The sequence below is a fragment of the Pseudovibrio sp. Ad13 genome, assembly GCF_001623225.1.
Classification (GTDB): domain Bacteria; phylum Pseudomonadota; class Alphaproteobacteria; order Rhizobiales; family Stappiaceae; genus Pseudovibrio.
In genome coordinates this window covers 212,555-234,874 of sequence record NZ_LMCC01000015.1, presented here as the reverse complement: position 1 = coordinate 234,874, position 22,320 = coordinate 212,555, and the positions used below count along the sequence as shown (strand labels likewise).

The following is a 22,320-nucleotide window of genomic DNA, read 5'->3' as shown; positions in this document are numbered from 1 at the left end:
TCTCCGTGCGAGACAGTTGCTGTACTTTCATATTCTTTGATTGAAGCCCCGGCTTCTTTGCGCGCATTTTTTCGTTTCTCTGGGACCAGCTAACCCAGATGGCTGAACAGAGAGGCGACCTTCGTGTTCGCCATTGCTTGGTTACGGGTGGAGCTCGTTCCGGGAAAAGCGCATATGCGGAAAAGCTGGTTATAAGCAGCGGGCGGCGCCCGACTTATATCGCGACAGGACAGGCCTTTGACGGTGAAATGGAGGAGCGCATCGCGCATCATAAGATGCAGCGGGGCGATCTTTGGGACACCGTTGAGGAGCCGCTGGAGCTTGTGCGCGTGCTGGAAACGCATGCCAGCAGCGATCGTGCGATCCTCGTTGATTGTCTGACACTTTGGCTTTCCAACCTTATGCACGGGGCGCGGGACTGGACCGTGGAGCTTGAGCGGCTTGAGGCGGTTCTTAGCTCTTTGCCATGCCCCGTTGTGTTTGTTGGCAATGAAGTGGGCATGGGCATTGTGCCTGAAAACGCCATGGCCCGCGCCTTTCGAGATGAAGCTGGCCGCCTGAACCAGCGTATCGCCGACCTTTGCCATTTTGTGATGTTTGTGGCTGCTGGACAGCCTTTGCAGCTGAAGCCTGCTGTTTTTCCGGAGATTTCCCTATGACTGTTTCTTTTGCTGCGCCTTCTAAAAAAATCCCTGCTGTCATTATCACTGGTTTTCTGGGTGCCGGAAAAACAACGCTGGTGCGTAACCTGCTGATGAAGGCACAAAACAAGCGCATCGCGCTGATCGTCAATGAGTTCGGCGAGATGGGCTTTGATGGCTCACTGGTGAATGGCTGTGCTGACCCGGACTGTTCTGCTGATGAAGTGGTGGAGCTGGCCAACGGCTGCATTTGCTGCACGGTAGCTGATGATTTTCTGCCGACCATGGAGATGCTTCTGGAGCGCGAGCAGGTGCCGGATGTGGTTGTGATTGAAACCTCTGGCCTTGCTCTGCCACAGCCGTTGGTGCGTGCGTTCAACTGGCCTTCTGTCAAGCCGCGCGTGACCGTTGACAGTGTGGTGACCGTGGTGGATGCACCGGCTGTTGCCGCTGGCAAAGTGGCCTGCGATGAAGAGGCCGTTGCTGCGCAGCGGGCAGCGGATGATGCGCTGGACCATGAAAGCCCGGTGGAAGAGCTGTTTGCGGATCAGCTGACCTGTGCTGACCTTGTTGTGCTTTCCAAAGCGGACCTTTTGAGCGAGGCAGAGCTGGCGGCGGTGAAGCAGACGATCCGTGGCCGTGTGCGTGATGGAGTTGAGATTGTGGCTGCCTCTCATGGCGAGCTGGCGCTGGATGTTCTGCTTGGGCGTGATGCCGGTGCGGAAGACGATATGGACTTGCGTCTGTCTCACCATGAAGCGCAGCATGCTCACGACCACGACCACGACCACGACCACGACCACGACCACGACCACGACCACCATCATCACGATCATTCTCATGATGATTTTGAGAGTTTTGTACTGCCAACCCGCCGGTTTGCCTCAATTGATGAGGTGAAGGCTCAGGTGGAAGCGGCCATGAAGGTTTCTGGTGTGTTGCGCATTAAGGGCAGTGTGGTGGTTGAGGGCAAGGCCGCGCCGGTGCTGGTGCAGGCGGTTGGGCCGCGTGTGGAGGCCTGGTTTGCGGCTGGCAGTGAAAGCCACTCCAAACTTGTTGTGATCGGTCTTGCGGGGCTGGACAAACACAGTGTGCAGGCTGCGCTGAGTGAATTTGAGTTGGTTCAGGCCTGATGCACGTACTTGTCGGGCAATCACGCCGATTGGATGATGGTGAAGAGGCCGTCGACCTTGAGCAGGCGCCTGCGGATGTTGTGTTTTTAAGCGCAGCAGACACAGAGCTTGCCGGGCTTGCGGCGGCGCATGCCCAGCATGAGGGCTACTCTCTTCGGCTTGCCAGTTTTCTGGCGCTGTCGCATCCGTACTCCGTTGATCTTTATGTTGAGCAGACCATTCAGGCTTCCAAGCTTGTTGTGGTGCGCCTTTTGGGCGGTGTTGAATACTGGCGTTACGGCGTTGAGCGGTTGGAAGCAGCTGCCCGCGCTGACGGGGTGAAGCTGGTTCTGCTGCCCGGTGATGACAAGTGGGACGAAGAGCTGGCGAAGCGTTCCACTGTGCCGTTTGAGAGCGCGCACATGTTGTGGCGATACCTGATTGAGGGCGGAGCGGAGAACCTTTCTAACGCTTTGCTTTATGCCGCGCAGAGTGCCGAGTTGCCTGTTGAGACACCATCGGAGCCAATGGCGTTGCCGCGGGCCGGGCTGGTGCTGCAAGGGCATTCGCTTCCTTCCTTAGATGATGTGCGGGCGAGCTGGAAAGATCCAGCCCGTCCGGTTGCGGCCATTGTGTTTTATCGGGCGCTGTACCAGAGCGGTGCAATCGAGCCAGTGCAGGCCTTGTGCCACGAGCTTGAGGCACAGGGGATAAACCCGCTGGTGCTTTATGTGGCGAGCCTGAAAACTGCGGAATGCGCTGGTGTTGTTTCCAGTGTGTTTGAGCAGTGCCCGCCGGACGTGGTTTTGAATGCCACAGCCTTTGCTTTGTCGAGTGCAGGTGCTGTTCATTCCGGCACGGTGTTGGACAATCCAGGTGCATGTGTTCTGCAGATCGTTTTGTCATCTTCCTCGGAAGAAGGCTGGGCGGAGAGCGATCAGGGCTTATCCCCGCGCGACCTTGCCATGCATGTAGTGCTTCCTGAAATTGATGGTCGTCTTTTGACGCGGGCGATCTCGTTTAAGGAAGAAGGTGGGCGTGATGTCAGGACCCAATGTTCGCTTGTTCGCTTTGTACCAAAACCGGACCGGATTGAGTTTGTGGCGGCGCTGGCGGCCAATTGGGCGCAGCTGAAACACAAAAACGCAAATCAACGCAAAGTCGGCATAGTGCTCGCAAACTATCCCAACAAGGATGGGCGTATAGCAAACGGGGTTGGGCTGGACACGCCTGCCTCTTGCACACACCTGCTTTGTGCCATGAAAACAGCAGGTTATGGAGTTGCTGAGGATGCGCCGGAAGCTTCCGAGGCGTTGATAGAGGACCTGCTGGCTGGTCCTACCAATTCACTTAGCAACGCAAACCAACGCAAAGGCGGGGAAGTGTTTGCGCTTGCTCGTTATAAGCAGTTGTTTTCTCAGCTGCCTTTGGCTGTGCGGGAGGGGATTGAGGAACGTTGGGGTGCGCCGGAGGACGATCCGCATATTGTTGACGGCTCTTTCCAGCTGGCGCTGAAGACTTACGGCAATGTGACCGTCGGCATTCAGCCCGCACGCGGCTATAACATTGATCCTAAAGAGACTTATCACGATCCGGCGCTTGTTCCGCCGCATCATTACCTTGCCTGGTACATGTGGCTGCGCGACAGCTTTGAGGCGGACGCACTTATTCACTTTGGCAAACACGGAAATCTGGAATGGCTCCCCGGAAAAGCATTAGCCTTATCAGAGGCTTGCTATCCGGAAGCCGTAATTGGACCTGTACCAAATATCTATCCTTTCATCGTCAACGACCCCGGAGAGGGATCGCAGGCAAAACGGCGGTTATCCTCGGTGATCATCGATCATCTTACCCCTCCGCTGGCCCGCGCTGAGAGCCACGGTTCTGCGCTGGAGCTGGAAGCATTGCTGGATGAGTATTACATCGCAGCAGGGGTGGACCATCGCCGCCTGAAAGCGCTTGGAAAAGAGATACTTGGCGTTGCTGCGCGTGAAGGCATGGACAAAGACATCGGCCTGACATCCGAGATGGATGAAGACACCCGTCTGGCGCGACTGGATGCTCATTTATGTGATTTGAAAGAGCTGCAAATCCGCGATGGGCTGCACATTCTGGGGCAGTCGCCAACAGGAGAGCAACGGGCCGAGTTACTGGTGGCTTTGCTGCGCGTGCCGCGTGGTGAAAAGCCTCATGAGAACAGCTTGTTACGCGCACTTTCTGAGGATTTGAATCTGGTGGAGTTTGATCCACTGGATTGTGCCTTTGAGCAGGCGTGGGCTGGTGAACGGCCTGTGCTTTTGCAGGAGCTTCTTGACGCGCCGTGGCGCAGCTGCGGGGATACGGTTGAGCGGCTGGAAGCGCTGGCACTGGCGTATGTCTCAGGTGAACGGGTGGTTCCGGCTGCGTTTACAGCGACTTGTGCCGTGTTGGAGGCGTTGGAGCAAGAGATTGCGCGCTCAGTAGATGCCTCTGGCGCTGCTGAGGTGGATGGGGTGTTATCCTCTCTGGCTGGGAGATTTGTCCCCCCGGGACCGTCGGGTGCGCCGTCGCGTGGTCGCCCTGATGTGCTGCCAACCGGGCGTAACTTTTATTCTGTTGACGTTCGCTCCGTTCCTACAAAGGTCGCCTGGAAGCTTGGTGAGAGAAGCGCTAGCGCATTGATTATGCGGCATTTTCAGGAGCACGGTGAGTGGCTGAAAAGCATCGCCATGAGCTGCTGGGGAACCGCAAATATGCGCACCGGCGGGGATGATATCGCTCAAGCGCTGGCGCTGATTGGGGCTCGCCCGGTTTGGGAAGAAGCTTCAGGCCGCGTTACCGGATTTGAGATTGTTCCACTTTCCGAGCTCCAACGCCCCCGCGTTGACGTAACCCTCAGAATTTCCGGCTTTTTTCGCGATGCGTTCCCACAACTCATACATTTGTTCGACGCTGCTGTTGCTGCTATCTGCGACCTTGATGAGCCAGATGATGCCAACCCACTGGCGGCGCGGTACCAAACTGAACTTGGGGAATTACTGGCCAAGGGTGTTGAAGAAGGACAGGCGCGAAAACGGTCCTCCAGCCGGATTTTCGGCAGTAAGCCAGGCGCTTACGGCGCTGGTCTGCAAGCTTTGATCGATGAGAAGCTGTGGGATAAGCGCGCCGACTTTGCGGAGAGTTTTCTTGAATGGGGCAGTTACGCCTATGGCCGTTCGCAAGAGGGCGAGCAAGCCAAGGACGATCTGGTAACCCGCCTCACTCAAGCAGATGCTGTCGTGCACAACCAAGACAACAGGGAACACGATCTCCTTGATTCTGATGATTATTATCAGTTCGAGGGCGGGCTTGCTGCCACTGTTGAAACGCTCAAGGGTGATGCTCCGCACATCTACCATAACGACCACTCTCGCCCCGAACGCCCTGTCATTCGCAGTCTTTCTGAGGAAATCGGGCGGGTTGTCAGGGGAAGAGCTGCCAATCCAAAATGGATCGCAGGTGTTATGCGCCACGGGTATAAAGGTGCTTTTGAGATGGCGGCCACGGTCGACTATCTCTTTGCTTTTGGGGCGACGACCAACGCCGTTTCTAACCATCATTTTGATCAGCTCTATGATGCATATCTTTATGATGATGAGGTGCGGGACTTTATTGCAGAGAAGAATTCTGCAGCGCTTTTGGAAATGACAGAGCGATTTTTAGAGATCATTCAACGAGATATGTGGGTGCCGAAACGAAACAGCGCCTTTGAGGACTTAATAGAGCTGCGACGCGCGCTCATGGATGGAGGGGAATAAGAATGGTTACCAAGGCTGACATGAGTGAAGAAGATCTGGACGCACGCCACGCTGAAAAGATGCGTAAGAAGAAGGCTGCGCGCGATAAGATTATGGCGACTAAGACCATCGAGAAGGGGTTGCTGATCGTCCATACCGGCAAGGGGAAAGGCAAGTCCACTGCTGGTTTCGGCATGATCTTCCGCAGCCTCGGTCACGGCCATAAAGTGGCTGTCGTACAGTTCGTGAAAGGTCGCCTGGAGACTGGCGAACGCATGGCATTGGATCGTTTCTCCGATCTCGTCACCATCAAACGCATGGGCGAAGGCTTTACATGGGAGACACAAGATCGTCAGCGCGATATCACAGCTGCACACGCTGCCTGGGATGCGGCAAAGGAGCTGATAAGCTCTCGTGAGCATAAGATGGTTTTGCTGGATGAGCTGAACATCGTACTGCGCTATGAATACATTCCGCTTGAGGATGTCGTGTCCTTCCTTCGTGATGAAAAACCTGATGATGTTCATGTGGTTATCACAGGTCGCAATGCGAAGGACGAGTTGATTGAGATTGCTGATCTTGTGACTGAGATGGGACAGATCAAGCATCCGTTCCGCTCTGGCGTGAAGCCGCAGGAAGGCATTGAGTTTTAAGTTGTGACGTCATCTGTTTCGCAGAAAAGAAAGCCAGCCCTGATGATACAGGGCACTGGCTCTAACGTTGGTAAGAGTGTGCTTGTTGCTGGACTGGCGCGTGCTTTCACGCGCCGTGGTCTTTCCGTTCAGCCGTTCAAACCGCAGAACATGTCCAACAATGCTGCTGTCACGGCTGACGGCGGTGAGATTGGGCGGGCTCAAGCCTTACAGGCACGAGGTGCAAATGTTGCGTTGAGTGTGCATATGAACCCTGTGCTGCTGAAACCTGAAAGTGACAGCGGGTCTCAGGTGATTGTGCAGGGCAAACGGTTTGGTACGTTGCGCGGGGCGGAGTTTGGTCGGCAAAAAGGCACGCTTATCCAGTACGTTATGGAGAGTTTTGCTGAAGTTGAGTCAATGGCTGATCTGGTTCTCGTTGAGGGAGCTGGCTCGCCGGCTGAGATCAACTTGCGCTCCGGTGACATTGCCAATATGGGCTTTGCCGAGGCAGCAGATGTTCCGGTGGTGTTGTGTGGTGATATTGATCGCGGCGGCGTCATTGCCTCGTTGGTCGGAACGCATGCTGTGCTGGAAAGTGGTGAAGTAAACCGCATAAAGTCGTTTTTGATCAATAAGTTTAGGGGCGAACCCTCACTGTTTGATTCAGGTGTAACGGCTATTGAAGACAAAACCGGGTGGCCCTGCAATGGTGTGGTGACGTGGTTTGCGCAGGTGATGGACCTGCCCGCAGAAGACGCGCTGGACCTGTCTGAGAGCACCAGTCGCGGTAAGTTGAAGGTTGTGGTTCCAGTCATCAGCCGAATTGCAAATTTTGACGATCTAGATCCACTGCGTATGGAAGCGGATGTTTCGCTGGAGTTTGTGCTCCCGGGTGAGGTGCTGCCAGCTGATGCGGATGTGGTTTTGCTGCCGGGGACCAAGTCCACCATCGGGGACCTTGCCTTCTTCCGCGCTCAGGGGTGGGACATCGACCTTCTTGCACATGTGCGCCGTGGTGGGCAGGTGCTTGGTATCTGTGGTGGTTATCAGATGCTTGGTAAAACCATCACTGATCCTGAGGGGATTGAAGGTGATGCTGGCACCGTTGACGGGCTTGGTTTGCTGGATGTTGAAACGGTTTTGACAGCCCATAAGGAAACAACTGAGAAGACCGGGTTGCATGTCCCGAGTGGTGAAAGCGTCACAGGCTATGAGATCCATGTGGGGCGGACGTCTGGCCCGGATTGTGAGCGTCCCTTTGTTGACCTTGGAGACCATGTGGATGGGGCAATCTCGAAAAATAGTCAGATTTCAGGGTGTTATATGCATGGCATCTTTGGTTCAGATGCGTTTCGCGCAGCATTTCTGAAAGGGTTCGGGGCTGTTTCTCAATTGGGATACGAGCATCGTGTGGAACGGGCGCTGGATGCGCTGGCTGATCATCTGGAGCAACATCTTGATCTGGATGCGCTTTGGGAAATTGCTCAAAGCCGTATTAAATAGCTAAGGTTGCTGCGATCAGGAGCGCTAGGAGGGCGCTGGAAATTGCCATCAGTTTCAGTGCACCATCAATATCATCTGCATCCGCTATTTTGCGGCCTTTTGCGTTCATGAAGGGATCTTCAACACGGTATTCAGCGTACTGGCGTGGGCCTGCTAGAGCTACACCGAGCGCCCCTGCCATGGCAGCCTCGGGCCAGCCTGCGTTGGGTGAACGGTGTTTTTTTGCTTCCCTGAGAATGGTGGAAAGTGCTGTTTTATAAGCTCTGCCGGAAAAGAGTGCTGCGAGCACGATCAGCAGGCCGGACAGGCGAGAGGCTGGTAGATTGATCAAGTCGTCAAATCGTGCTGAAGCCCAACCAAAGTCTTCATAGGTTTCGTTTTTATGGCCGATCATGCTGTCAGCTGTGTTGACGGCTTTGTAAATGAACAGCCCAGGTAGACCGAACACGGCAAACCAGAAGATGGGCGCGACCACACCATCTGAAAAGTTCTCCGAGCATGATTCAATGGCTGCTCTGCTGACGCCTGCTTCATCCAAATATTCCGGGTTGCGGCCAACGATCATGGAGATTTGTTTGCGGGCCTCGGTGAGGCCGGAGTTTCGCAGAGCATCGCGTACTCTTGCCACGTGTTGGTAGAGGCTTTTTTGCGCAATCAAGGTCATGCCGACCAACGCAATCAAAATATAGCCAAATGGCAGAAAATCGAGCAGATACTGGAGTACCAGTCCAGCAACGCCAGCGCTGCTGATCAATAAGGCAAGCGTTAGAATACCATTGGTTTTGCGATTTGAGCGTTGGTATTCCGGTTTGTTGTAGGTGTGATCCATATAGGAGATCAGCTGGCCAATCAGAGTGACTGGATGTGGCAGTCTGGACCACAGCCAGTCCGGATCACCAATCACGGCGTCAAGACAAATGGCAAGCAGAACGATCCAGAGCGTGTTTTCAAAGAGCAGCATGGTTTTCGACCGTCTGTACTGCGTTCTTGAATGCTAGCGTGAACCGCTGCCGGGCGGATTTGGATGCAGGCAATCCAAGGCGCAACCAGCTTTCGCTGTAATCGAACACGCGTGTCCAGATTTTCTCTTTCGCCAGTGCTGTGTGGAGCTGGTGAGCACAAGGGTGGTCAATCAACAGATAGAGATTGGTGTGGCCCATGGCTGATGTACCTAGCTCCTGAAATGTTGCCCTGAAGATGGCCATTTCCGTTTTCAAAAACGCACGCATTTCTTCTTGCCAGTTCATATCCGAAAGTGCGACGCAACCAATATCCAATGCGGGGCCGGAGACCGCCCAACTGCCCAGCTGGTTCTGTAGTTTCGTTGTGATTGCTTTGGGACCAACAAGAAACCCTAGGCGCAAACCTGCGAGGCCGAAGAACTTGCCGAAGCTGCGCAGGACCAGAATTGGAAGGTCATCAAGCTCAGGAATGATCGAGGTTTCTGGATAAAGATCCATGTAGGCTTCGTCGATGATCAGATAGCCGCCGCCTTTTCTCCTCTTAACTGCAAGTTCCAGAAGTTCGGTTTTTGAGAAAAGATGACCATCCGGATTATTCGGGTTCACAAGCAAAAGGTGATTAGTCGCAGCGGTATGGGCTTCTTGAGCGGAAATGCATTGAACGGTCGCACCAGCAGCTCTCCAGCTTTCTTCGTGGGAAGCATAGGTTGGACCGACAATTGCGATTGAAGAACTGGCGCCCAGTAGATGCGGAAGTGCGGTGATGATTGCTTGCGTGCCGGGTGTTGCAGTGATGCCTGAGTGCGGTGCGACCTGATAAGCCTTACGTGCAGCTTCAATCAGCGCGACTTCGGCTCTTTCGCTTGGCAGCTCTGCCAGACCGCGGAACGTGATGTGTTCTGCTGCTGGATAGGCAACAGGATTGATGCCGGTGGAAAGGTCCAGCCAGTCGCTGATCTCGCCGCCAAACTCAGCAATTGCCTTTGAAAGATCACCACCATGTTGCATTGGTCTAACCCCGCTTTAAAACTTGATCCTGTTTTAGCGGGGCGACAGTGTGATTGCCATGAAATGCAGTGGCATTCTGCGTGTTTCAACAGATGTTCGGCGCAGAGAATGCAACAGGCTCATACCCATCAACACGATTGACCTTGTTGATGTCTCCGCCAGCCCATTCCAGAACTTTTGGGTCCATTGTTTTGAACCACAGTGAGGGGATAGCCGCCAGAGCAAAACAACCGGGATATCCGCTCGGAAGGCAGGGTAAGTCAGGGAAGTTTCGCAGGGTTTGATAAGGGCGCAGAGGATTGGCGTGATGGTCTGAATGGCGCTGCAGGTGGAACGTGCTCAGGTTTGAGAAGATGTGGTTTGTGTTCCATGAGTGGCGTGGCTGGCAGCGCTCGTATTTGCCATTCTTGTCCTTCTGGCGCAGAAGGCCATAGTGTTCCACATAGTTTGCCTGCGTCAGGCCATACCAAGCAACCACGCTTTGAATCGCCAGTAACAACAGAACCTTCCAGCCAAACAGGGCGGTGCAAATGCCAAAGACAATCAAGGTGATGGCGTAGCCTTGCAAGATATCGTTTTTCGCTGAGAAGGTGCTGAGGCCTTTCTTGTGCAGGCGTTCCTTTTCGTTTTGCCAGCCTCTGACGAACGCGCCGGGCATCTCGCGCCAAGCGAAGGCGTAGATGCTTTCTCCCATGCGGGAGCTGGCGGGATCTTCCGGCGTTGCCACATACACGTGGTGGCCGCGATTGTGCTCAATGCAAAAATGACCGTAGCCGACAACTGCGAGGGCAAACTTGGCCAGCAATTGATCTGTCTTGTTGGTTTTGTGGCCGAGTTCATGGGCAAGCATGATGGTGCCAGAGCCGAACAGACCTTTGCCAAAAGCAAACAAAGCAATCAGCCAGAGAGGCAGGTCGTAGGTGCCGACAAGCCAGACACCGGCAAAAAGATTGATCCAGGCATATGGTACGAGCCAGCGCACAAGCCGACTGTAATAGGGGTCTTCCGCCATCTGGATCAACACATCATCAGGCGGATTATACGGGTCTTCGCCAATCAGAGCGTCCAGGCCGGGAATGACGATGAAGAAGTAAACGAGGGGAATGAACAGAGTTGCTGTGACGTGCGTGTAGGCATAAAGCGCGACTGTGATGAGTGTGACGCTGCTGCTGGCATAAGCAATTAGCCAGTAATATCGCTTTGCGTCCCTGAATGTTTTGAATGTGCCCGTCTCATCCTGCGTTTTGAAAACCATCGCTCCCTCCCAGATGCTTGGTTTACCTAAGGGTAATCTAGCAGCTATTTAGGTCAAGTGAAACTCTGTTGTTTCGGGGGAGTTGTTCTGCATGCAACAACAAAGAACTGTTTGTTCGCTCATGAAGCGGGTTCTTTTTCGGTTTCCGGTGCGAGGATGCCTTCCATCGGCAAGGTCTTAACCCATGTTTTGTAACGCTTTTCCAGCTCGTTGTAGTTCTCTTCGCACCCTATTCTGAAATCGGGGAAACTGGGGCCGCGTGTCCATGCACCCCGTTCTGATCCCTTCAGCATCCAGCCATTGCCGGAATGAAGGAAGAGTGTCGTGCTGAGGTTGAGGGCTTTGAATAGTTTGCGCGTAACCACGCCATGCTTTTGCAGCAGAATATCAAGCTTGATGGCTTTGATTTTCCACGGTGTCAGCTTGATGGGAGAGGGCTTGCCAGCTGCAACAATAGGAATGATTTCAGGGAGTTCCAGTCGCTCGGTGGGATAGAACTCTTTGAAGTTTCCTGCCGGGGATGCGCGATCTGGATTGGGGAGTTTGGGCCGATACCAACTGACGGTACTTGGGCTTTTAGAGGTTTCGCTTTCAATCTCAATGATCTGCAGAGACAGTATGTTGCAAACCGGTTGAAAATCGAGATTGGAGCCTTTTGGAATCAGGATTGCTCGGCAATCAGGCCCGGGTTTGTCGCAGTGATAAGCGGTTTCGGCAGATTGAGAGATGACTTTTGCGTTGAGACGCAACTTGGCCTCGATGCCAACCTGAAACCCGTCTTTCTTCCTGACAAGTAGAATATCCCAGTTGCCCCACTCCGGGTAGGCGACCCACTCTTCGGGAAGCTTGTTGATGAAATGGGAGCACATGTCGCTTTCGGAGGCAAACTCGGCTTTGCGAAGCCTTTTTTTGCGGCGTTTGGGAGTTGAGCGCTTAGTCGGTTGATCAAGTGTATCGCTCATCGAAAATTGCCCTTTAAATCATCAGTGCTGCAATAGCCTGCTTGATGAGTTTAAATGGCAAATGGACACAGGAATACGTAGTGTGTTTGTTATTGCACAGGTTCTGGCGGTTTTGTCAGCGGAGTGGGGGCTCGTGTGTTGCGAATTTTAAAAAGTCCTATCTGGGCTCTTGATGCTTTGATGGGTCAAAAGTCATTTAAGAAGAATCCGATTATCGGAAGTCGCTGGTTAAATGAGCGTGGGTTTTATCTGAAGCGTGTGGCGTGGGCTGAAAAAATGGCTGCGCTGCGCCGTCGTCAGATGGTGCGCTTTCTGCCAGAGGGAGATAAAGCGTTTTTTCATCGCAATGGATATGTGGTGAAAGAGAATTTCCTCTCCAAAGATATTTTTGCGCAAGTTCAGGATGAGATTGCCACGAATGCGTTTGCTGCAAGTGAAATGCGGCAGGGAAAAACGGTGACGCGGTTTATTGGGTTGCCGCCTTCGGTGCTGAAAGACCTACCGGGTTTGAGTAGGGCGGTTCGCGACCCTTATTTGCAAAATGCGATGCGTTATGTGGCGTCTTACAATGCGGATCCCATTGTGTTTTTGCATGCCGTTTTGTGGGATTTGGAAAAAACGAGGAAAGACCCGCAGACTGACTTTCATATGGATACGTTCCACGCCACATCGAAGGCTTGGTTGTTTTTGCGCGATGTTGATGTCGCTGATGGGCCTTTTCATTACGTGCCGGGGTCTCATCGTTATACGCCGGAGCGGACTGCCTGGGAGTTTGAGCAGAGCTTGAATGCGGTGCAGCACCCAGATGGCATGCATGCAGCGGGTTCTTTTCGAGCCAGTGAGGAAGATATTTTGAGGATGGGATATGGTAAACCCGTCTGCTTTGATGTGCCGGCAAACTCACTGGTGATTGCTGATACACATGGGTTCCACCGCCGGGGGATTGCAACGCGCCCAGGTGCTCGTGTCGGCCTGTTCGCAGATTTGCGCCGTTCGCCCTACTTTCCATGGTCTGGATTGGACCCGCGCTCACTGCCGGGTGTGAAAGGGCGGCAGTCAGAGATCTATACGGGTTATCTGAGTTTCAGGAGCAAGTTGACAGGAAAACCGAGCCATCACCGGGAGGTTGGCCACGTAAAAATAGACGCGCCGCCAGTGCTCTGAAACGCGAGACATGGCTGATCGCAAGGCGCAATTCTTCTGCGCCCCAAAGGCGAAAAGGTTTTTGCTATCAATGTAAAGGGAGAAAAATGGAGGCCTCTGCCGGAGCGATTTATATTTGAATAGACAAATTGTTAGGTGCTAGGTGAGGGAAAACCTATAGACGCAAAAACAACAACTTAGCGAATGTGGTTCCCTCACTTTTTGCAAGAGTGGCGGTTGACCTGAGTATATCCTGCATGCTCACATTCCACGTAGTTTAGCTCTCTAATCATTCATGCGCTGGATACTCGTGATGAAAGACCTCCAAGACGTAACCGGAATGCCTACCAAGAAACACAAAGCAGGATCCTTTCTCAATAACTCGAAAAAGGCACTTAGTGGTAGCCTGGGAGCAGTGCCGGGGATTGTGACGCAAGATCCGGTTTTGCTCCTTGGAGGTGCTGCAGCTGCTTCAGTTGTTGTGGATATTGCCGCTGATTTCTGTGACAGGGTGTTAAGCCCCAAACAGAGGCGGCGGTCTGCTGAAGTATTGTCTCTTGCAATTGAGGATATGAGCTGCCGTATTGAGAATGGAGAAAAGCCGCGAGAGGATTTTGAGTTTCGCGAAGGCTCTTCTGACTTGCTTGAAAGCATTTTGCTGAAAGCGCAAAATGAAGTGGAGCAAAAGAAGCTCGTTCATCTCGCCAAAGTTTATAGCAATATCGAGTTTGATGATGAACTGCTACCAGAAGATGGGCTGCATCTAGTCTCCGTCGTGTCAGAATTGTCATACAGACAGCTGTGCCTCATAAAATTGCTAAAGGGCCTTGAAAATGGGAAGCACGCTTTTCTCAGTCGGAGTAATTTGAAAAAAACTCCGAGATTGGCAACGTTGCTAAAAGAATATCAACAACTAGAGACCTTGGGGCTTTTTGATTATACTTTGCAAGGTGGATACCTAGGAGATCAGGTTCATTTCCCGAGCACAATCGAGCTTTCTGCATTGGGGGACTTAATCTTCAAATATGGGGAGTTAATGTCGTTAGATCAGAGCGAGGTGCAAACATTGGAAAAAGCTCTAACTACTGAGTAGGAGTTGGGTTACTCACTTCTTGATTAGCTTTATTGCGCCTGTTTGGCTCAGTCTTTTTGCATTTGCTTTTCGCGTATAGATTTCGGCGGTGCTTAGTTTTTCCCAGCCGAACATGCTCAGTAGTTCATGAGCAGTTGCGCCTTGTTCTGCAGCTAGAACGGCATCAGCTTTTCTGATTCCGTGAGCTGAACAATGAGGAAGATTTGCTTGATTGCACCAAGTGCTGAAGCGGTTGCCAAGACTTTTTATGGAGTACTGTTTTCCCCACTGTGTCTGGACAAACGTTGCCTGTTCATCGAGGTCTTTGATAGCCAATGCTAGTGGTGGGAGTACTGGCATATCAATCACCTTAGAGGTGTTGTTCTCATTTTTTTTGGTTGCAATCTTAAAGTGAAGCAAGCCTGTTTCGCGATCAGTGTAGAGATGTTTTGGTCCAAGCCGAGAAACGTCGGATATGCGCAAGCCAGTGTAGCGTAAAACTGTGAAGCACAGGTGGGCTTTTGAACCTGGGCTATGGTGAGCAGCAAACTGGTCCATCTCATCTTGTGTCCAAGTATGGTGGCCGGTCGTGTTTGACTTGAACTTCTTGACCCCATGGACAGGGTTGGTTTCGGCAAGTTCAGCTTCTCCGCAAGCCCACTCGAAAAGGGCTGATAGAGCTTTCACACGGTGGTTTGCTGCTTCAGGAGTACCGGCTTTTTGATCGCGCAGTTTAGTGACGTGTGCTTTGGTTAGTCCGCGATAGTCCATATCTCGCAAAGCTGACGCAGAGGCGCTCAAGCACGTTTCGTCGCCAATAGCGGTGAGCACTCGGCGTTTTTGGTCTACTGTTGACTTTGCAAAGGTGGGGCCTACTCGACTGAGATACTCCTCTGCCAGCCAGCCGAATGTTCCTTTTACCTTTCGAATAGTCTTCTTCGGCTTATCTTTTGCCAGCGGTGCAGGCTTTGTTAACCCAAGCTGAGCGCGGGCGATCTCATCAAGAAAAGCTTGTGTTCCGGGCTCTTCTCTAAGGCGGATTCTGCGTGACTGTCGGTCTTTGCGAAAGTACCTGCGAATTTTTCCGTGTCGATCTCGTTCGGTATGAACGCCTTTGAACTTTGTTGTGCTCATGGTTACACGAAGTCGCTTGGTAGGTTGCTGTTTGTTGTTGCTGATTGGTTGGAATGCGGGAGCTCATCGAAAGCTCTGTCCAGCTCTCGGATATCCCAGACTTTTCTGGTGTTCATCATTTTAGGATCAGGCATCAAACGTTTTGCAACCAGCTCATCGAAAAGACTTGCGCTTATGCCAATGTATTTGGCGGCATCAACTCTACCTAAACCGCGAGGCGGGAAGTTCAACGGATTGGTTTTGCCATCTAACATTTATCACCTCATTGGTTTCAGGTTGAGATTGCGATGAGTAGTTTCTCAAGCAGGTTGGATGTGCGGTCGCGTAGGGCTTCCGGCATATGCTCGTTGACTTGCTCGGCAAGCTCAGAAGGAGCGTTAACAGCAATGGCGGTGAGTAGCTCTGCTAAAGCTTCCGGCTTGGTTGTCAGCATGATGCCGATATGGATCGGGTTGACTTCTGTTTCCAATCTCATTGCTGTGCCTCTTTGAGGTTAGGTTACGACCAGTGTTGAGAAGGATGGGAAGCGGCTCAGGTGCGCCTTTCCTGAGCCGCTCATGTCGAGGCGACGCATTCGCGCTTGGGAGGAGTAACCTCGGCAATGCTAATGGGTGTGGGTGACGTGCTGGAATGCTGCCAGCTTGCCCTCCTCTTCAGTGAGGAGGTTGCTGGCGGGTGTCTGCGGTAACCAGCCTTTGTTGTTGCAATGGTCGCAATTTGTGCGAGGGAGCGTGCAGGTGCAGTAATCCTCTACGCAGTCGCAACGGTTTGCTTCGCCAGAGCAGAAGGGGCACGGGGTCTTGTCGGCTGTGCCGGTTATGGCTTCCAGCATATTCGCCACCATCTCAAAGACCTCGCTGCAAACTGCCTCCAGGTCGATAAGTTTCAAGATGTGGTCGCGATGGTACTTATTGCAGGCAGCTTCTGCATCTTCGAATGTGCTGTGAGGTTTGTTGTCTGAAGAATAGATGCCGTTGGCGTGCTGGAAGTATGCGAGCCAATCGGTTTTCCCGTTGTACCAGTCCCGACGCACGATCATGTAGAGCATAAGAGGCGGCTTGGAGTAGAACTCGAAGGTCTTAAAGTGAGTGTCCTGAGGTGGGCGAGACTGCCGTTCTGACCAGCGAAGCGGGTAGATGAACTCCTCAATGATCCGCTTGAATGCAGGCATAGAGTAGCCAGCGGCTCTGGCTGTTTCTCTGATGGTCTCGACTGCTGACGCTGTGGTTCTAGATGCTAAGACCGGCATGATTAGCTCCGTGTTTCTTTTTCGCTTTTTTGGTAAGCGAGAATGACCTTCGCGGCGTGCCAAGAAAGATCGGTTTGATTGCTTGGGGTGAGTTCGTCGAAGGGCACTTTGTTGCTCGGAGACTGTGTTTCCCAATAAGCTTGCGAAGCAGTTCTCAGGGCAGATGGTTTGAGGTCTTCAATCGGTAGGTAACCGGTGCCGTCGCAACGCTCACACTCGCTCAGAGCAAGGTGATAGAAGTCATCGCGTCCGGTGCCAATGCAGGTGGGGCACTTCATTGCTCGATCTCCTCCGGCAGGTTTGAGCCATAGTGAATCGGCTCCTGACCAAACCAGTAGAGCTGCCACATGCGGATTGTGTTCACTGTGAAGATGAGTGGGAGGAAGGTCATGCTGCTTCCTCTTGAAACTCTTGCTCCCAGATTTCGAAGGGTTTCTTCGTAGAGTGTTCCGTCATCTTAATCGGCATGACGACTCCGAACGCTTGCTCGACTCCATCAAACGTTACCAGAGCAGGGTGGGGTTCGCTGTTAGGGAGGATCTGGCAGCTGGGCGCATGAAGAGTTTTCGCGATTTTGCTGAAGAGTAATATGTACTTAGGGTCGTACTTTGCGAACGCTTTTTCATAACCGTCGCTAGGTAAAACGCGGCGCCAATTGGGATAGTCGATCTTCTCTGGCTTCCAGCCGAAGCTCAAGTCTGGCCCTTGTGCGCTGCTTTCTGAAAGCTCGTAGAGTTCGTCACGGTTGCTCTTGGTGGCTTTGGGAAGCTGATCGAGAACCTTTCGAGGAATGGTGAAGCTACCTCTGCCGATTTCAGCATCGAGATCTATGGATTGCACGAGCATGATGCTGCCGTTTGTGGCGATCAGGAGAGCTGCATCGTCTTTGACTTCGACCTGAAGGCAATTGATGTAGTAACGATGTTCCTCGACGGTTTTGAGTAGCTCGTGAGCTGCTTTGATCATGTACAGTGGAACAGGAATAGAAAAATCCATGATAGCTTCCTTCTACAAGTTGAAATGTTGATTTCAAAGGCTTGTCGCCGGTTGGCTTTAGGCGGCCTTCTCCGCTGTTTGGAACTCTGTCAGCTGCTGAGACCACTCCGGGAAGAGTTGCTCCAGTTCCGCGTAATTCGCTTCAAAGCCCTCTCTAAAGTCTGGGAAGTTGGGGCCTGCTCTCCATTGACCTTTGGCGCGTCCGCGTCTCATCCACTCATTCTTGGAATAGAGAAACAGCGTTGCGCTGAGCTTCAGTTCATCGAAGATTTTGCGGGTCACGAAGCCGTTTTTCTCCAGCAGAATGGATAGCTTTATTGCCTTGACCTTCCACTCTGTGAGGCGAGTGGGGCAGGGCTTGCCAGCGTCTACAGTCGGGATGATCTCGGGGAGAGGCATTCTGGCGACAGGATAGAACTCGGGGAATTTTGAGAAGTTGCGGCGCTTGGGATTGGGAAGCTCTGGTCGGAACCAAGGATCATACTTAGCGTTCCGTGGCTCATCACTTACTTCGATCACTTGCATGTTGAGTAGTCCGCAAATGAAAGTCAGGTCGTTTCTGTAGCCTTCAGGAATGAGGATGGCGCGGCAGTCTGGTCCCGGCTTTGCGACCTCATAGGCGCGCTCTGCGGCTTGGGTGATGACCTTGGCGTTTAAACGCAGCTTGGCTTCTATGCCGATTTGAAAGTCATCGCAGTCGCGGACCAAAACAATGTCCCAATTGTTCCATTCCGGGTAAGCGGTCCAGCCTTCCGGCAAGTTCTTTAGGAACACTGAGCACATCTCGGCTTCAGTCTGGAATTTCGCTTTACGTTTCATAGGCGCATGAACCTTCTAGCGTTCGTTTAGGACGTCAAAAGAGGAAAGCTGGGTGCTGATGAACTCAGAGGAGATGCTCTGTTTTGCCTCGATTACTGTTTCATCAAGGGCGGGGGCGAGGAGCAGCAGCACTATGGCGAAGGCCACCAGAACGGATAGCTTCGCGGCCTCGTTCACATGGAACAGGATCTCGCGGCAGAGATTACTAGATACGACTTTCTCAATGCTATTCATGGGACTGTTCCTCGTGATTGAGGGGAGCGAAGAGGTGAGGTATTGGAGGCCCTAAAGAGTGCCTGCTGGAGTTGCGGTTTCCATTTGCTGAAGCATCTTCACCAGCGCGATATCGGCGTTGGTGAGTGTTTCGTGCATGGCGAGGATGCGAGCGCTGATCGCGCGGCGATCCTGCGGGGTCTCTTTGACCATGAAGCTCAAGTCAGAGAGGAACGTGCAGAGGTCTCTATGAGCGTCCTTCGTCTGGGTGAGCGCTTCTTCACCCACTTGCTGTACGGTTTTGGAGGGTGCTTGAGCTGGGCTCTGTTTAGTCGCAGGGAATTGAATGATTGTGGCGCTATGCATCGAAATACTCCCTTTTGGAGATAGAGAGACAGAGCAGGGCCCTCTCTCTCTATTTTGTGTTAGGCGGTGGTGTCTTCATCTTCCTTTGAGAGTGTCTCGGCGAACTGGTTCACCAAGATCTCTTCTGCAACGTTTGAGACGATTGCCTTCCCTGCACGCAAAGCGAGAGTTGCTTTATCTGTGTCAGACACCGCGGCGCTTTTGATCTGGCTGGTCAGGTTGTCAATTCCAGGTTGTAGATCGTCGCGTGTGTCCCGCACCTTTTTGTCATCAATCTGAGATGTCATCTCGTTCACCCTCTGCGATAAATAAATCTGAAACTGCTGCTACTGCTTGCTGAGGTTGGTTGTTGCTATCGATGTAGAGAACGACCACAGCACTAAGGGCTGCATCTCGTTGCACAATACCGATGTTGCATCGGCCTAAGTCTTCAGGCGGGCTCCTTCGAAAACGGACTAATGAGCCAGCTGGAAGTCGAGACAGTTTTCTTCGATGTTCACGAAGAAGCTTAATTGCTTCAAATTCGGTCATGATATTCAAATCCACACAGTCAGTGTAAAAAATATGCTCTGAGTATACGCTGTTGTCAATGCGTATGGCATAAATATTATGCTCTGCGTCCGAAAAATGAATTTAGGACACGAGTCAAACTATGTTGATTGTTAGATTTAAGGGGTAATTTCGTTAGGTTTTATGTGGATATCTGCATCCAATTGCTCTTTGGGTATTTGGAGGTACCAATATGGTGGCGCGTTTAGTGCTCTATCAGGCAGCTGCTAAGCTGATTTCTGAGTTTGAGAAAAACGGCTTTGAGATTGTTCAGGGGGAATCGTTTGCCGCTGCTGAAGAAGCTTTGCCCGAGGCTAAGGGCGGGCTTACACCGCATTTTGCATATTCTCTCAACGCACAGAGTAAAGAGAATGTTGCATGGCTAGGCCTGAGGTTAGTTGGTGAGAAGCATTTATGTGGGTTTGCGGCAATTAGGCTAGAGCCGCTGCAAGGGTTGGCGTTGTCGGAATTCTTGGCCACTTATTGGCGATTGCGATATGTTGATGTTGATGGCAATCCTGTACAGGTGACGAATGTTCAGCCAGAGATCGCGAAGCGTATTTCGGGGCAGGTTGGATACCTGGGCGATCTTTGGATAAGGCCAGATCTCAGGAAGCGGGGGTACGCGCGCAGATTGATGGAGTTCGCGCAGATTATGGCTTTTGATCTTTGGCGACTTGATTGGATTTATTGCTGGATGCGTCCCGCTGATTTCTTGAATGGAAATGGAGCGCGCTGGGGATGGTTGGTGGGTCAGTCAGATGGCATTCGCTTTGAGGTGCCGTCTCGAGACTTTCCAAAGGGGTTGGCGTTTTGTGCAAACCCTTCATACGCTCTGAATCAGTTGATTAGTGATATAGCGCGAGATGATTGATCAGGTAGCTCTTTCGTGAAAACTACAAGTTGCGAAATTCCTGCTCGTGAATGTACGGGCAGGATTAGTCTGCAATACTCGCGATAGTTATTGTCGGAAAGGTTTGCGCCGATCAGGTCAAAAATTGGCTTGTTTGACTGGTGGGCATTCCAATAACTGCTTGCCACCAATTGCCGATATGTCAGTGACATCGCCTTTCTGGCTCTGGTTGGGTGTTGAGCCCAGTCCGCCCCGAACACGTGACGTGCGAAGCTGTCGTTGCCTATCATTAGAATGTCAGGGCTGTCGCTGGGGGTGGCAGGTGGCGCCATGAGTAGTACTTTGCGTGCGTAATCGATGAACTCGGGTGAGAGGTGCCCATTGGATTTATTCCAGATGTGCAAAAGCTGTGCACCCGTTGTGCTCAACTCTTCGAGTATGAGTGCAGTAGCGGGGCGCCTCTTGGTGTACTCAAGCAACTTCCTGCTCCTGTTTCTGTTGTGTGTACGCCAGAACCAGCGCGGGGCGAAAGGCGTTGATTACTTCTTTTTGCTGCTTTTCGCTTAGTAAATCGATGTAGGGGCAATCGTAAAGATTAACACACATCATCTTAAGTGGTGTGATTAGGTCGTACTTTTCGGCGGTCTTAATAAGGTCCAAAACTTCCTCTTTGTGTGAGAAGGTTGGACGATGCCAGATCAGTGATAGTGCGCTTTCGTTGTCCATATGGTCTCTCTTTAGGTACTTATGGTTAGAGCGCGTAGCGAAACTTTAGGACAGTATCCTTCAGTTAAAAAATATCACTTATCAGTCTTTTTCTTCTTTGCAGCGTTATAAATATTTTCAACTATAATAGATAAATCTCTAATGCTACCCCTGCCATCAAGAATTTGCTCTTCAAGTCTTATTCCTTCTTCAAAAGACTTTAAGAATAACTCTAAGTCAAGCTTATCCGTTTGCGGTCTGTCAGAATTGTTCGCCATTTCACCCAGCAGGCTGTGTGTTAGGTCATCAGCGTCTGGTTTTGCATCATCGGGTGATCGGCCTTCTCCATACAAAAGGAACTGGGGAGATGTTTTGAAGCGGCGGGCATAGTGAGCGGCCTCTTCATGACCGAATGCCCTAGAGCCGTTCTCGTGGCTTGAGTAGGTGCTAACGTTGACGCCAAGAGACTTGGCGGCTGCTGTAGCTGTTTTGAAGCCTGCATTGAAGCGGGCTGTTCTAAGTCTTTCGTGTGGTTCCATAGCTCCACAGTGCCAATCGGCTTTATGCATTGGGTGTTGACTTTGGACTATGCATCTGGCATTGAAAATACACGTGTCGAGTAAATATTATACCCACGGGATTTTATAGCGATGCTAGAGCCTACCGAAATTCGAATGAAAGCTAAGCTTACTCAGTTGGAGATGGCGCGTGCGCTTGGATGCTCTCAAAGTTGCATCTCTCGCGTTGAACGGGATGGTTTCTCTGAGAAAACTGCCGTTCTTGAAAGGTCTTATCAGCTTTTCATGTTGGAGCAACAGCAAGTCACTGAAGATGAAAACCTTCCTACTGCCAAGAGGTGATTGGTAGAAGTTGGCTGTATTGAGAGATGGTTCCCTCAATGCAGCCAATCTCGTCACGCAGCGCATTGTTTGGGGGAGGTGGTGTAGTGTTCAAATCTGATAAACGTCGTGTAACTTTTGCACATTATGTTGCGAGAGGTTGCTGCATGACCTTTCCTCATAATCTGTTGGCAGAGCAAAACCCAGTCAACAAATCAAAATTGACTAAGCTAGTTCTTCTTCTAGGCGAGGTTTGCAACCACTTTGCTTCTAGCGGAGGTATCGAATCTGACGGAGGTATTGATAGCAAACTTCTTCCACGACTTTGCAGTCATCGTCGTTGGTGCGATCGCCATATTTCAAGTTTCTGGCATAATGTTCAAATTGTCCTACAGCAGATTTTCTTTGCTCAGGTGTTAGGCTTTCAAGCACTTTGCACAGTAAGACAAATAGAACTTCATTATGTGCTCTCTGTTCTAAATTCTCTTCTGGATGTACTTCAATTACGGCTTCTTCGAATACTTCATCACTCATGCTGGCTGTTCCTTT

The 22,320-nt window shown here is 51.8% G+C and carries 25 protein-coding genes; 8 read left to right on the top strand and 17 right to left on the bottom strand.

The annotated features are described in order from the left end of the window. The first annotated feature begins 98 nt into the window (after positions 1-98). Genes cobU through PsAD13_RS18275 form a run of 5 tightly spaced genes read left to right on the top strand, consistent with a single transcriptional unit; the run spans position 99 to position 7,646 of the window. Positions 99-659, top strand: a complete 561-nt coding sequence (gene cobU / locus PsAD13_RS18295; RefSeq protein ID WP_084404768.1) for a bifunctional adenosylcobinamide kinase/adenosylcobinamide-phosphate guanylyltransferase — start codon at positions 99-101, stop codon at positions 657-659. After that, a complete protein-coding gene (gene cobW / locus PsAD13_RS18290) occupies positions 656-1,774 on the top strand; it encodes a cobalamin biosynthesis protein CobW (RefSeq protein ID WP_063319080.1) in 1,119 nt (372 codons plus the stop codon). The genes cobU and cobW overlap by 4 nt, the downstream gene beginning before the upstream one ends. Beyond that, on the top strand, positions 1,774-5,529 hold the full coding sequence (cobN, locus tag PsAD13_RS18285; RefSeq protein WP_063319079.1) for a cobaltochelatase subunit CobN: 3,756 nt from the start codon (positions 1,774-1,776) through the stop codon (positions 5,527-5,529). Before cobW ends, cobN begins: the two co-directional genes overlap by 1 nt. 2 nt (positions 5,530-5,531) lie before the next feature. Continuing rightward, the gene (gene cobO, locus PsAD13_RS18280) at positions 5,532-6,161 is read left to right on the top strand and encodes a cob(I)yrinic acid a,c-diamide adenosyltransferase (protein ID WP_063299008.1); all 630 of its coding nucleotides are present in this window, start codon (positions 5,532-5,534) and stop codon (positions 6,159-6,161) included. 42 nt (positions 6,162-6,203) lie between these two features. Continuing rightward, positions 6,204-7,646, top strand: a complete 1,443-nt coding sequence (locus PsAD13_RS18275; RefSeq protein ID WP_063319078.1) for a cobyric acid synthase — start codon at positions 6,204-6,206, stop codon at positions 7,644-7,646. On the opposite strand, the gene cbiB is transcribed toward PsAD13_RS18275, so the two are convergent. The 4 genes from cbiB to PsAD13_RS18255 form a co-directional block, all read right to left on the bottom strand. Continuing rightward, on the bottom strand, positions 7,639-8,607 hold the full coding sequence (gene cbiB, locus PsAD13_RS18270) for an adenosylcobinamide-phosphate synthase CbiB (RefSeq protein ID WP_063319077.1): 969 nt from the start codon (positions 8,605-8,607) through the stop codon (positions 7,639-7,641). The two genes, PsAD13_RS18275 and cbiB, sit on opposite strands and share 8 nt — an antisense overlap. Then, positions 8,594-9,616, bottom strand: coding sequence for a threonine-phosphate decarboxylase CobD (gene cobD, locus PsAD13_RS18265; protein WP_063319076.1), 1,023 nt, complete (start codon positions 9,614-9,616; stop codon positions 8,594-8,596). The genes cbiB and cobD overlap by 14 nt, the downstream gene beginning before the upstream one ends. 85 nt (positions 9,617-9,701) lie before the next feature. Further along, positions 9,702-10,871, bottom strand: a complete 1,170-nt coding sequence (locus PsAD13_RS18260; RefSeq protein WP_063319075.1) for an alkane 1-monooxygenase — start codon at positions 10,869-10,871, stop codon at positions 9,702-9,704. A 119-nt stretch (positions 10,872-10,990) separates the two neighbouring features. Next, positions 10,991-11,833: a hypothetical protein gene (locus tag PsAD13_RS18255; RefSeq protein ID WP_063319074.1), complete on the bottom strand. Its 843-nt coding sequence runs from the start codon at positions 11,831-11,833 to the stop codon at positions 10,991-10,993. A gap of 180 nt (positions 11,834-12,013) precedes the next feature. Between PsAD13_RS18255 and PsAD13_RS18250 the strand changes: the two genes are divergently transcribed. Then, positions 12,014-12,997, top strand: coding sequence for a phytanoyl-CoA dioxygenase family protein (locus PsAD13_RS18250; RefSeq protein WP_084404780.1), 984 nt, complete (start codon positions 12,014-12,016; stop codon positions 12,995-12,997). A 292-nt stretch (positions 12,998-13,289) separates the two neighbouring features. Next, positions 13,290-14,069: a hypothetical protein gene (locus PsAD13_RS18245; RefSeq protein ID WP_063319072.1), complete on the top strand. Its 780-nt coding sequence runs from the start codon at positions 13,290-13,292 to the stop codon at positions 14,067-14,069. Between the two features lie 12 nt (positions 14,070-14,081). Here the strand turns inward: PsAD13_RS18245 and PsAD13_RS18240 are convergent, their stop codons facing one another. From PsAD13_RS18240 to PsAD13_RS28150, 10 genes are all read right to left on the bottom strand, one after another. Beyond that, a complete protein-coding gene (locus PsAD13_RS18240; protein WP_193777069.1) occupies positions 14,082-14,819 on the bottom strand; it encodes a tyrosine-type recombinase/integrase in 738 nt (245 codons plus the stop codon). Between the two features lie 365 nt (positions 14,820-15,184). Further along, on the bottom strand, positions 15,185-15,436 hold the full coding sequence (locus PsAD13_RS18235; protein WP_063289144.1) for a hypothetical protein: 252 nt from the start codon (positions 15,434-15,436) through the stop codon (positions 15,185-15,187). 17 nt (positions 15,437-15,453) lie between these two features. Continuing rightward, on the bottom strand, positions 15,454-15,657 hold the full coding sequence (locus PsAD13_RS18230; RefSeq protein WP_063319070.1) for a hypothetical protein: 204 nt from the start codon (positions 15,655-15,657) through the stop codon (positions 15,454-15,456). A 129-nt stretch (positions 15,658-15,786) separates the two neighbouring features. Continuing rightward, a complete protein-coding gene (locus PsAD13_RS18225; RefSeq protein WP_063319069.1) occupies positions 15,787-16,431 on the bottom strand; it encodes a hypothetical protein in 645 nt (214 codons plus the stop codon). Positions 16,432-16,433: 2 nt separating this feature from the next. Continuing rightward, complete coding sequence (locus PsAD13_RS18220; RefSeq protein WP_063319068.1) at positions 16,434-16,709, bottom strand: hypothetical protein; 276 nt, start codon at positions 16,707-16,709, stop codon at positions 16,434-16,436. A 109-nt stretch (positions 16,710-16,818) separates the two neighbouring features. Next, positions 16,819-17,427, bottom strand: coding sequence for a hypothetical protein (locus tag PsAD13_RS18215; protein ID WP_063319067.1), 609 nt, complete (start codon positions 17,425-17,427; stop codon positions 16,819-16,821). A gap of 57 nt (positions 17,428-17,484) precedes the next feature. Beyond that, positions 17,485-18,246 (bottom strand): hypothetical protein, encoded by a 762-nt coding sequence (locus tag PsAD13_RS18210; RefSeq protein ID WP_063319066.1) that lies wholly within the window; start codon positions 18,244-18,246, stop codon positions 17,485-17,487. A gap of 15 nt (positions 18,247-18,261) precedes the next feature. Beyond that, complete coding sequence (locus PsAD13_RS18205) at positions 18,262-18,480, bottom strand: hypothetical protein (RefSeq protein WP_063311556.1); 219 nt, start codon at positions 18,478-18,480, stop codon at positions 18,262-18,264. Positions 18,481-18,531: 51 nt separating this feature from the next. Beyond that, the gene (locus tag PsAD13_RS18200; protein ID WP_057464812.1) at positions 18,532-18,825 is read right to left on the bottom strand and encodes a hypothetical protein; all 294 of its coding nucleotides are present in this window, start codon (positions 18,823-18,825) and stop codon (positions 18,532-18,534) included. Between the two features lie 59 nt (positions 18,826-18,884). Then, the gene (locus PsAD13_RS28150) at positions 18,885-19,112 is read right to left on the bottom strand and encodes a hypothetical protein (RefSeq protein WP_208981011.1); all 228 of its coding nucleotides are present in this window, start codon (positions 19,110-19,112) and stop codon (positions 18,885-18,887) included. 455 nt (positions 19,113-19,567) lie between these two features. On the opposite strand from PsAD13_RS28150, the gene PsAD13_RS18190 reads away from it, so the two are divergent. Then, positions 19,568-20,248: a GNAT family N-acetyltransferase gene (locus PsAD13_RS18190; protein WP_063305359.1), complete on the top strand. Its 681-nt coding sequence runs from the start codon at positions 19,568-19,570 to the stop codon at positions 20,246-20,248. 450 nt (positions 20,249-20,698) lie between these two features. Here the strand turns inward: PsAD13_RS18190 and PsAD13_RS18180 are convergent, their stop codons facing one another. From PsAD13_RS18180 to PsAD13_RS18170, 3 genes are all read right to left on the bottom strand, one after another. Continuing rightward, positions 20,699-20,953 (bottom strand): hypothetical protein, encoded by a 255-nt coding sequence (locus PsAD13_RS18180; protein WP_057464815.1) that lies wholly within the window; start codon positions 20,951-20,953, stop codon positions 20,699-20,701. A 74-nt stretch (positions 20,954-21,027) separates the two neighbouring features. Further along, complete coding sequence (locus tag PsAD13_RS18175; protein ID WP_153040930.1) at positions 21,028-21,471, bottom strand: helix-turn-helix transcriptional regulator; 444 nt, start codon at positions 21,469-21,471, stop codon at positions 21,028-21,030. 570 nt (positions 21,472-22,041) lie between these two features. Next, positions 22,042-22,305, bottom strand: a complete 264-nt coding sequence (locus tag PsAD13_RS18170) for a hypothetical protein (RefSeq protein ID WP_153040928.1) — start codon at positions 22,303-22,305, stop codon at positions 22,042-22,044. Positions 22,306-22,320: the final 15 nt, after the last annotated feature.

Coding starts and splice junctions, on each gene's coding strand:
- PsAD13_RS18245 (WP_063319072.1), top strand. CDS start 13,290: ATGAAAGACCTCCAAGACGTAACCGGAATGCCTACCAAGAAACACAAA.
- cobU (WP_084404768.1), top strand. CDS start 99: ATGGCTGAACAGAGAGGCGACCTTCGTGTTCGCCATTGCTTGGTTACG.
- PsAD13_RS18240 (WP_193777069.1), bottom strand. CDS start 14,819: ATGGACTATCGCGGACTAACCAAAGCACACGTCACTAAACTGCGCGAT.
- PsAD13_RS18190 (WP_063305359.1), top strand. CDS start 19,568: ATGGTGGCGCGTTTAGTGCTCTATCAGGCAGCTGCTAAGCTGATTTCT.
- PsAD13_RS28150 (WP_208981011.1), bottom strand. CDS start 19,112: ATGACATCTCAGATTGATGACAAAAAGGTGCGGGACACACGCGACGAT.
- PsAD13_RS18230 (WP_063319070.1), bottom strand. CDS start 15,657: ATGAGATTGGAAACAGAAGTCAACCCGATCCATATCGGCATCATGCTG.
- PsAD13_RS18175 (WP_153040930.1), bottom strand. CDS start 21,471: ATGGAACCACACGAAAGACTTAGAACAGCCCGCTTCAATGCAGGCTTC.
- PsAD13_RS18255 (WP_063319074.1), bottom strand. CDS start 11,833: ATGAGCGATACACTTGATCAACCGACTAAGCGCTCAACTCCCAAACGC.
- PsAD13_RS18220 (WP_063319068.1), bottom strand. CDS start 16,709: ATGAAGTGCCCCACCTGCATTGGCACCGGACGCGATGACTTCTATCAC.
- cbiB (WP_063319077.1), bottom strand. CDS start 8,607: ATGCTGCTCTTTGAAAACACGCTCTGGATCGTTCTGCTTGCCATTTGT.
- PsAD13_RS18235 (WP_063289144.1), bottom strand. CDS start 15,436: ATGTTAGATGGCAAAACCAATCCGTTGAACTTCCCGCCTCGCGGTTTA.
- PsAD13_RS18180 (WP_057464815.1), bottom strand. CDS start 20,953: ATGGACAACGAAAGCGCACTATCACTGATCTGGCATCGTCCAACCTTC.
- cobO (WP_063299008.1), top strand. CDS start 5,532: ATGGTTACCAAGGCTGACATGAGTGAAGAAGATCTGGACGCACGCCAC.
- PsAD13_RS18260 (WP_063319075.1), bottom strand. CDS start 10,871: ATGGTTTTCAAAACGCAGGATGAGACGGGCACATTCAAAACATTCAGG.
- PsAD13_RS18170 (WP_153040928.1), bottom strand. CDS start 22,305: ATGAGTGATGAAGTATTCGAAGAAGCCGTAATTGAAGTACATCCAGAA.
- PsAD13_RS18210 (WP_063319066.1), bottom strand. CDS start 18,246: ATGAAACGTAAAGCGAAATTCCAGACTGAAGCCGAGATGTGCTCAGTG.
- PsAD13_RS18215 (WP_063319067.1), bottom strand. CDS start 17,427: ATGGATTTTTCTATTCCTGTTCCACTGTACATGATCAAAGCAGCTCAC.
- cobN (WP_063319079.1), top strand. CDS start 1,774: ATGCACGTACTTGTCGGGCAATCACGCCGATTGGATGATGGTGAAGAG.
- PsAD13_RS18250 (WP_084404780.1), top strand. CDS start 12,014: ATGGGTCAAAAGTCATTTAAGAAGAATCCGATTATCGGAAGTCGCTGG.
- PsAD13_RS18200 (WP_057464812.1), bottom strand. CDS start 18,825: ATGCATAGCGCCACAATCATTCAATTCCCTGCGACTAAACAGAGCCCA.
- PsAD13_RS18275 (WP_063319078.1), top strand. CDS start 6,204: ATGATACAGGGCACTGGCTCTAACGTTGGTAAGAGTGTGCTTGTTGCT.
- cobD (WP_063319076.1), bottom strand. CDS start 9,616: ATGCAACATGGTGGTGATCTTTCAAAGGCAATTGCTGAGTTTGGCGGC.
- cobW (WP_063319080.1), top strand. CDS start 656: ATGACTGTTTCTTTTGCTGCGCCTTCTAAAAAAATCCCTGCTGTCATT.
- PsAD13_RS18205 (WP_063311556.1), bottom strand. CDS start 18,480: ATGAATAGCATTGAGAAAGTCGTATCTAGTAATCTCTGCCGCGAGATC.
- PsAD13_RS18225 (WP_063319069.1), bottom strand. CDS start 16,431: ATGCCGGTCTTAGCATCTAGAACCACAGCGTCAGCAGTCGAGACCATC.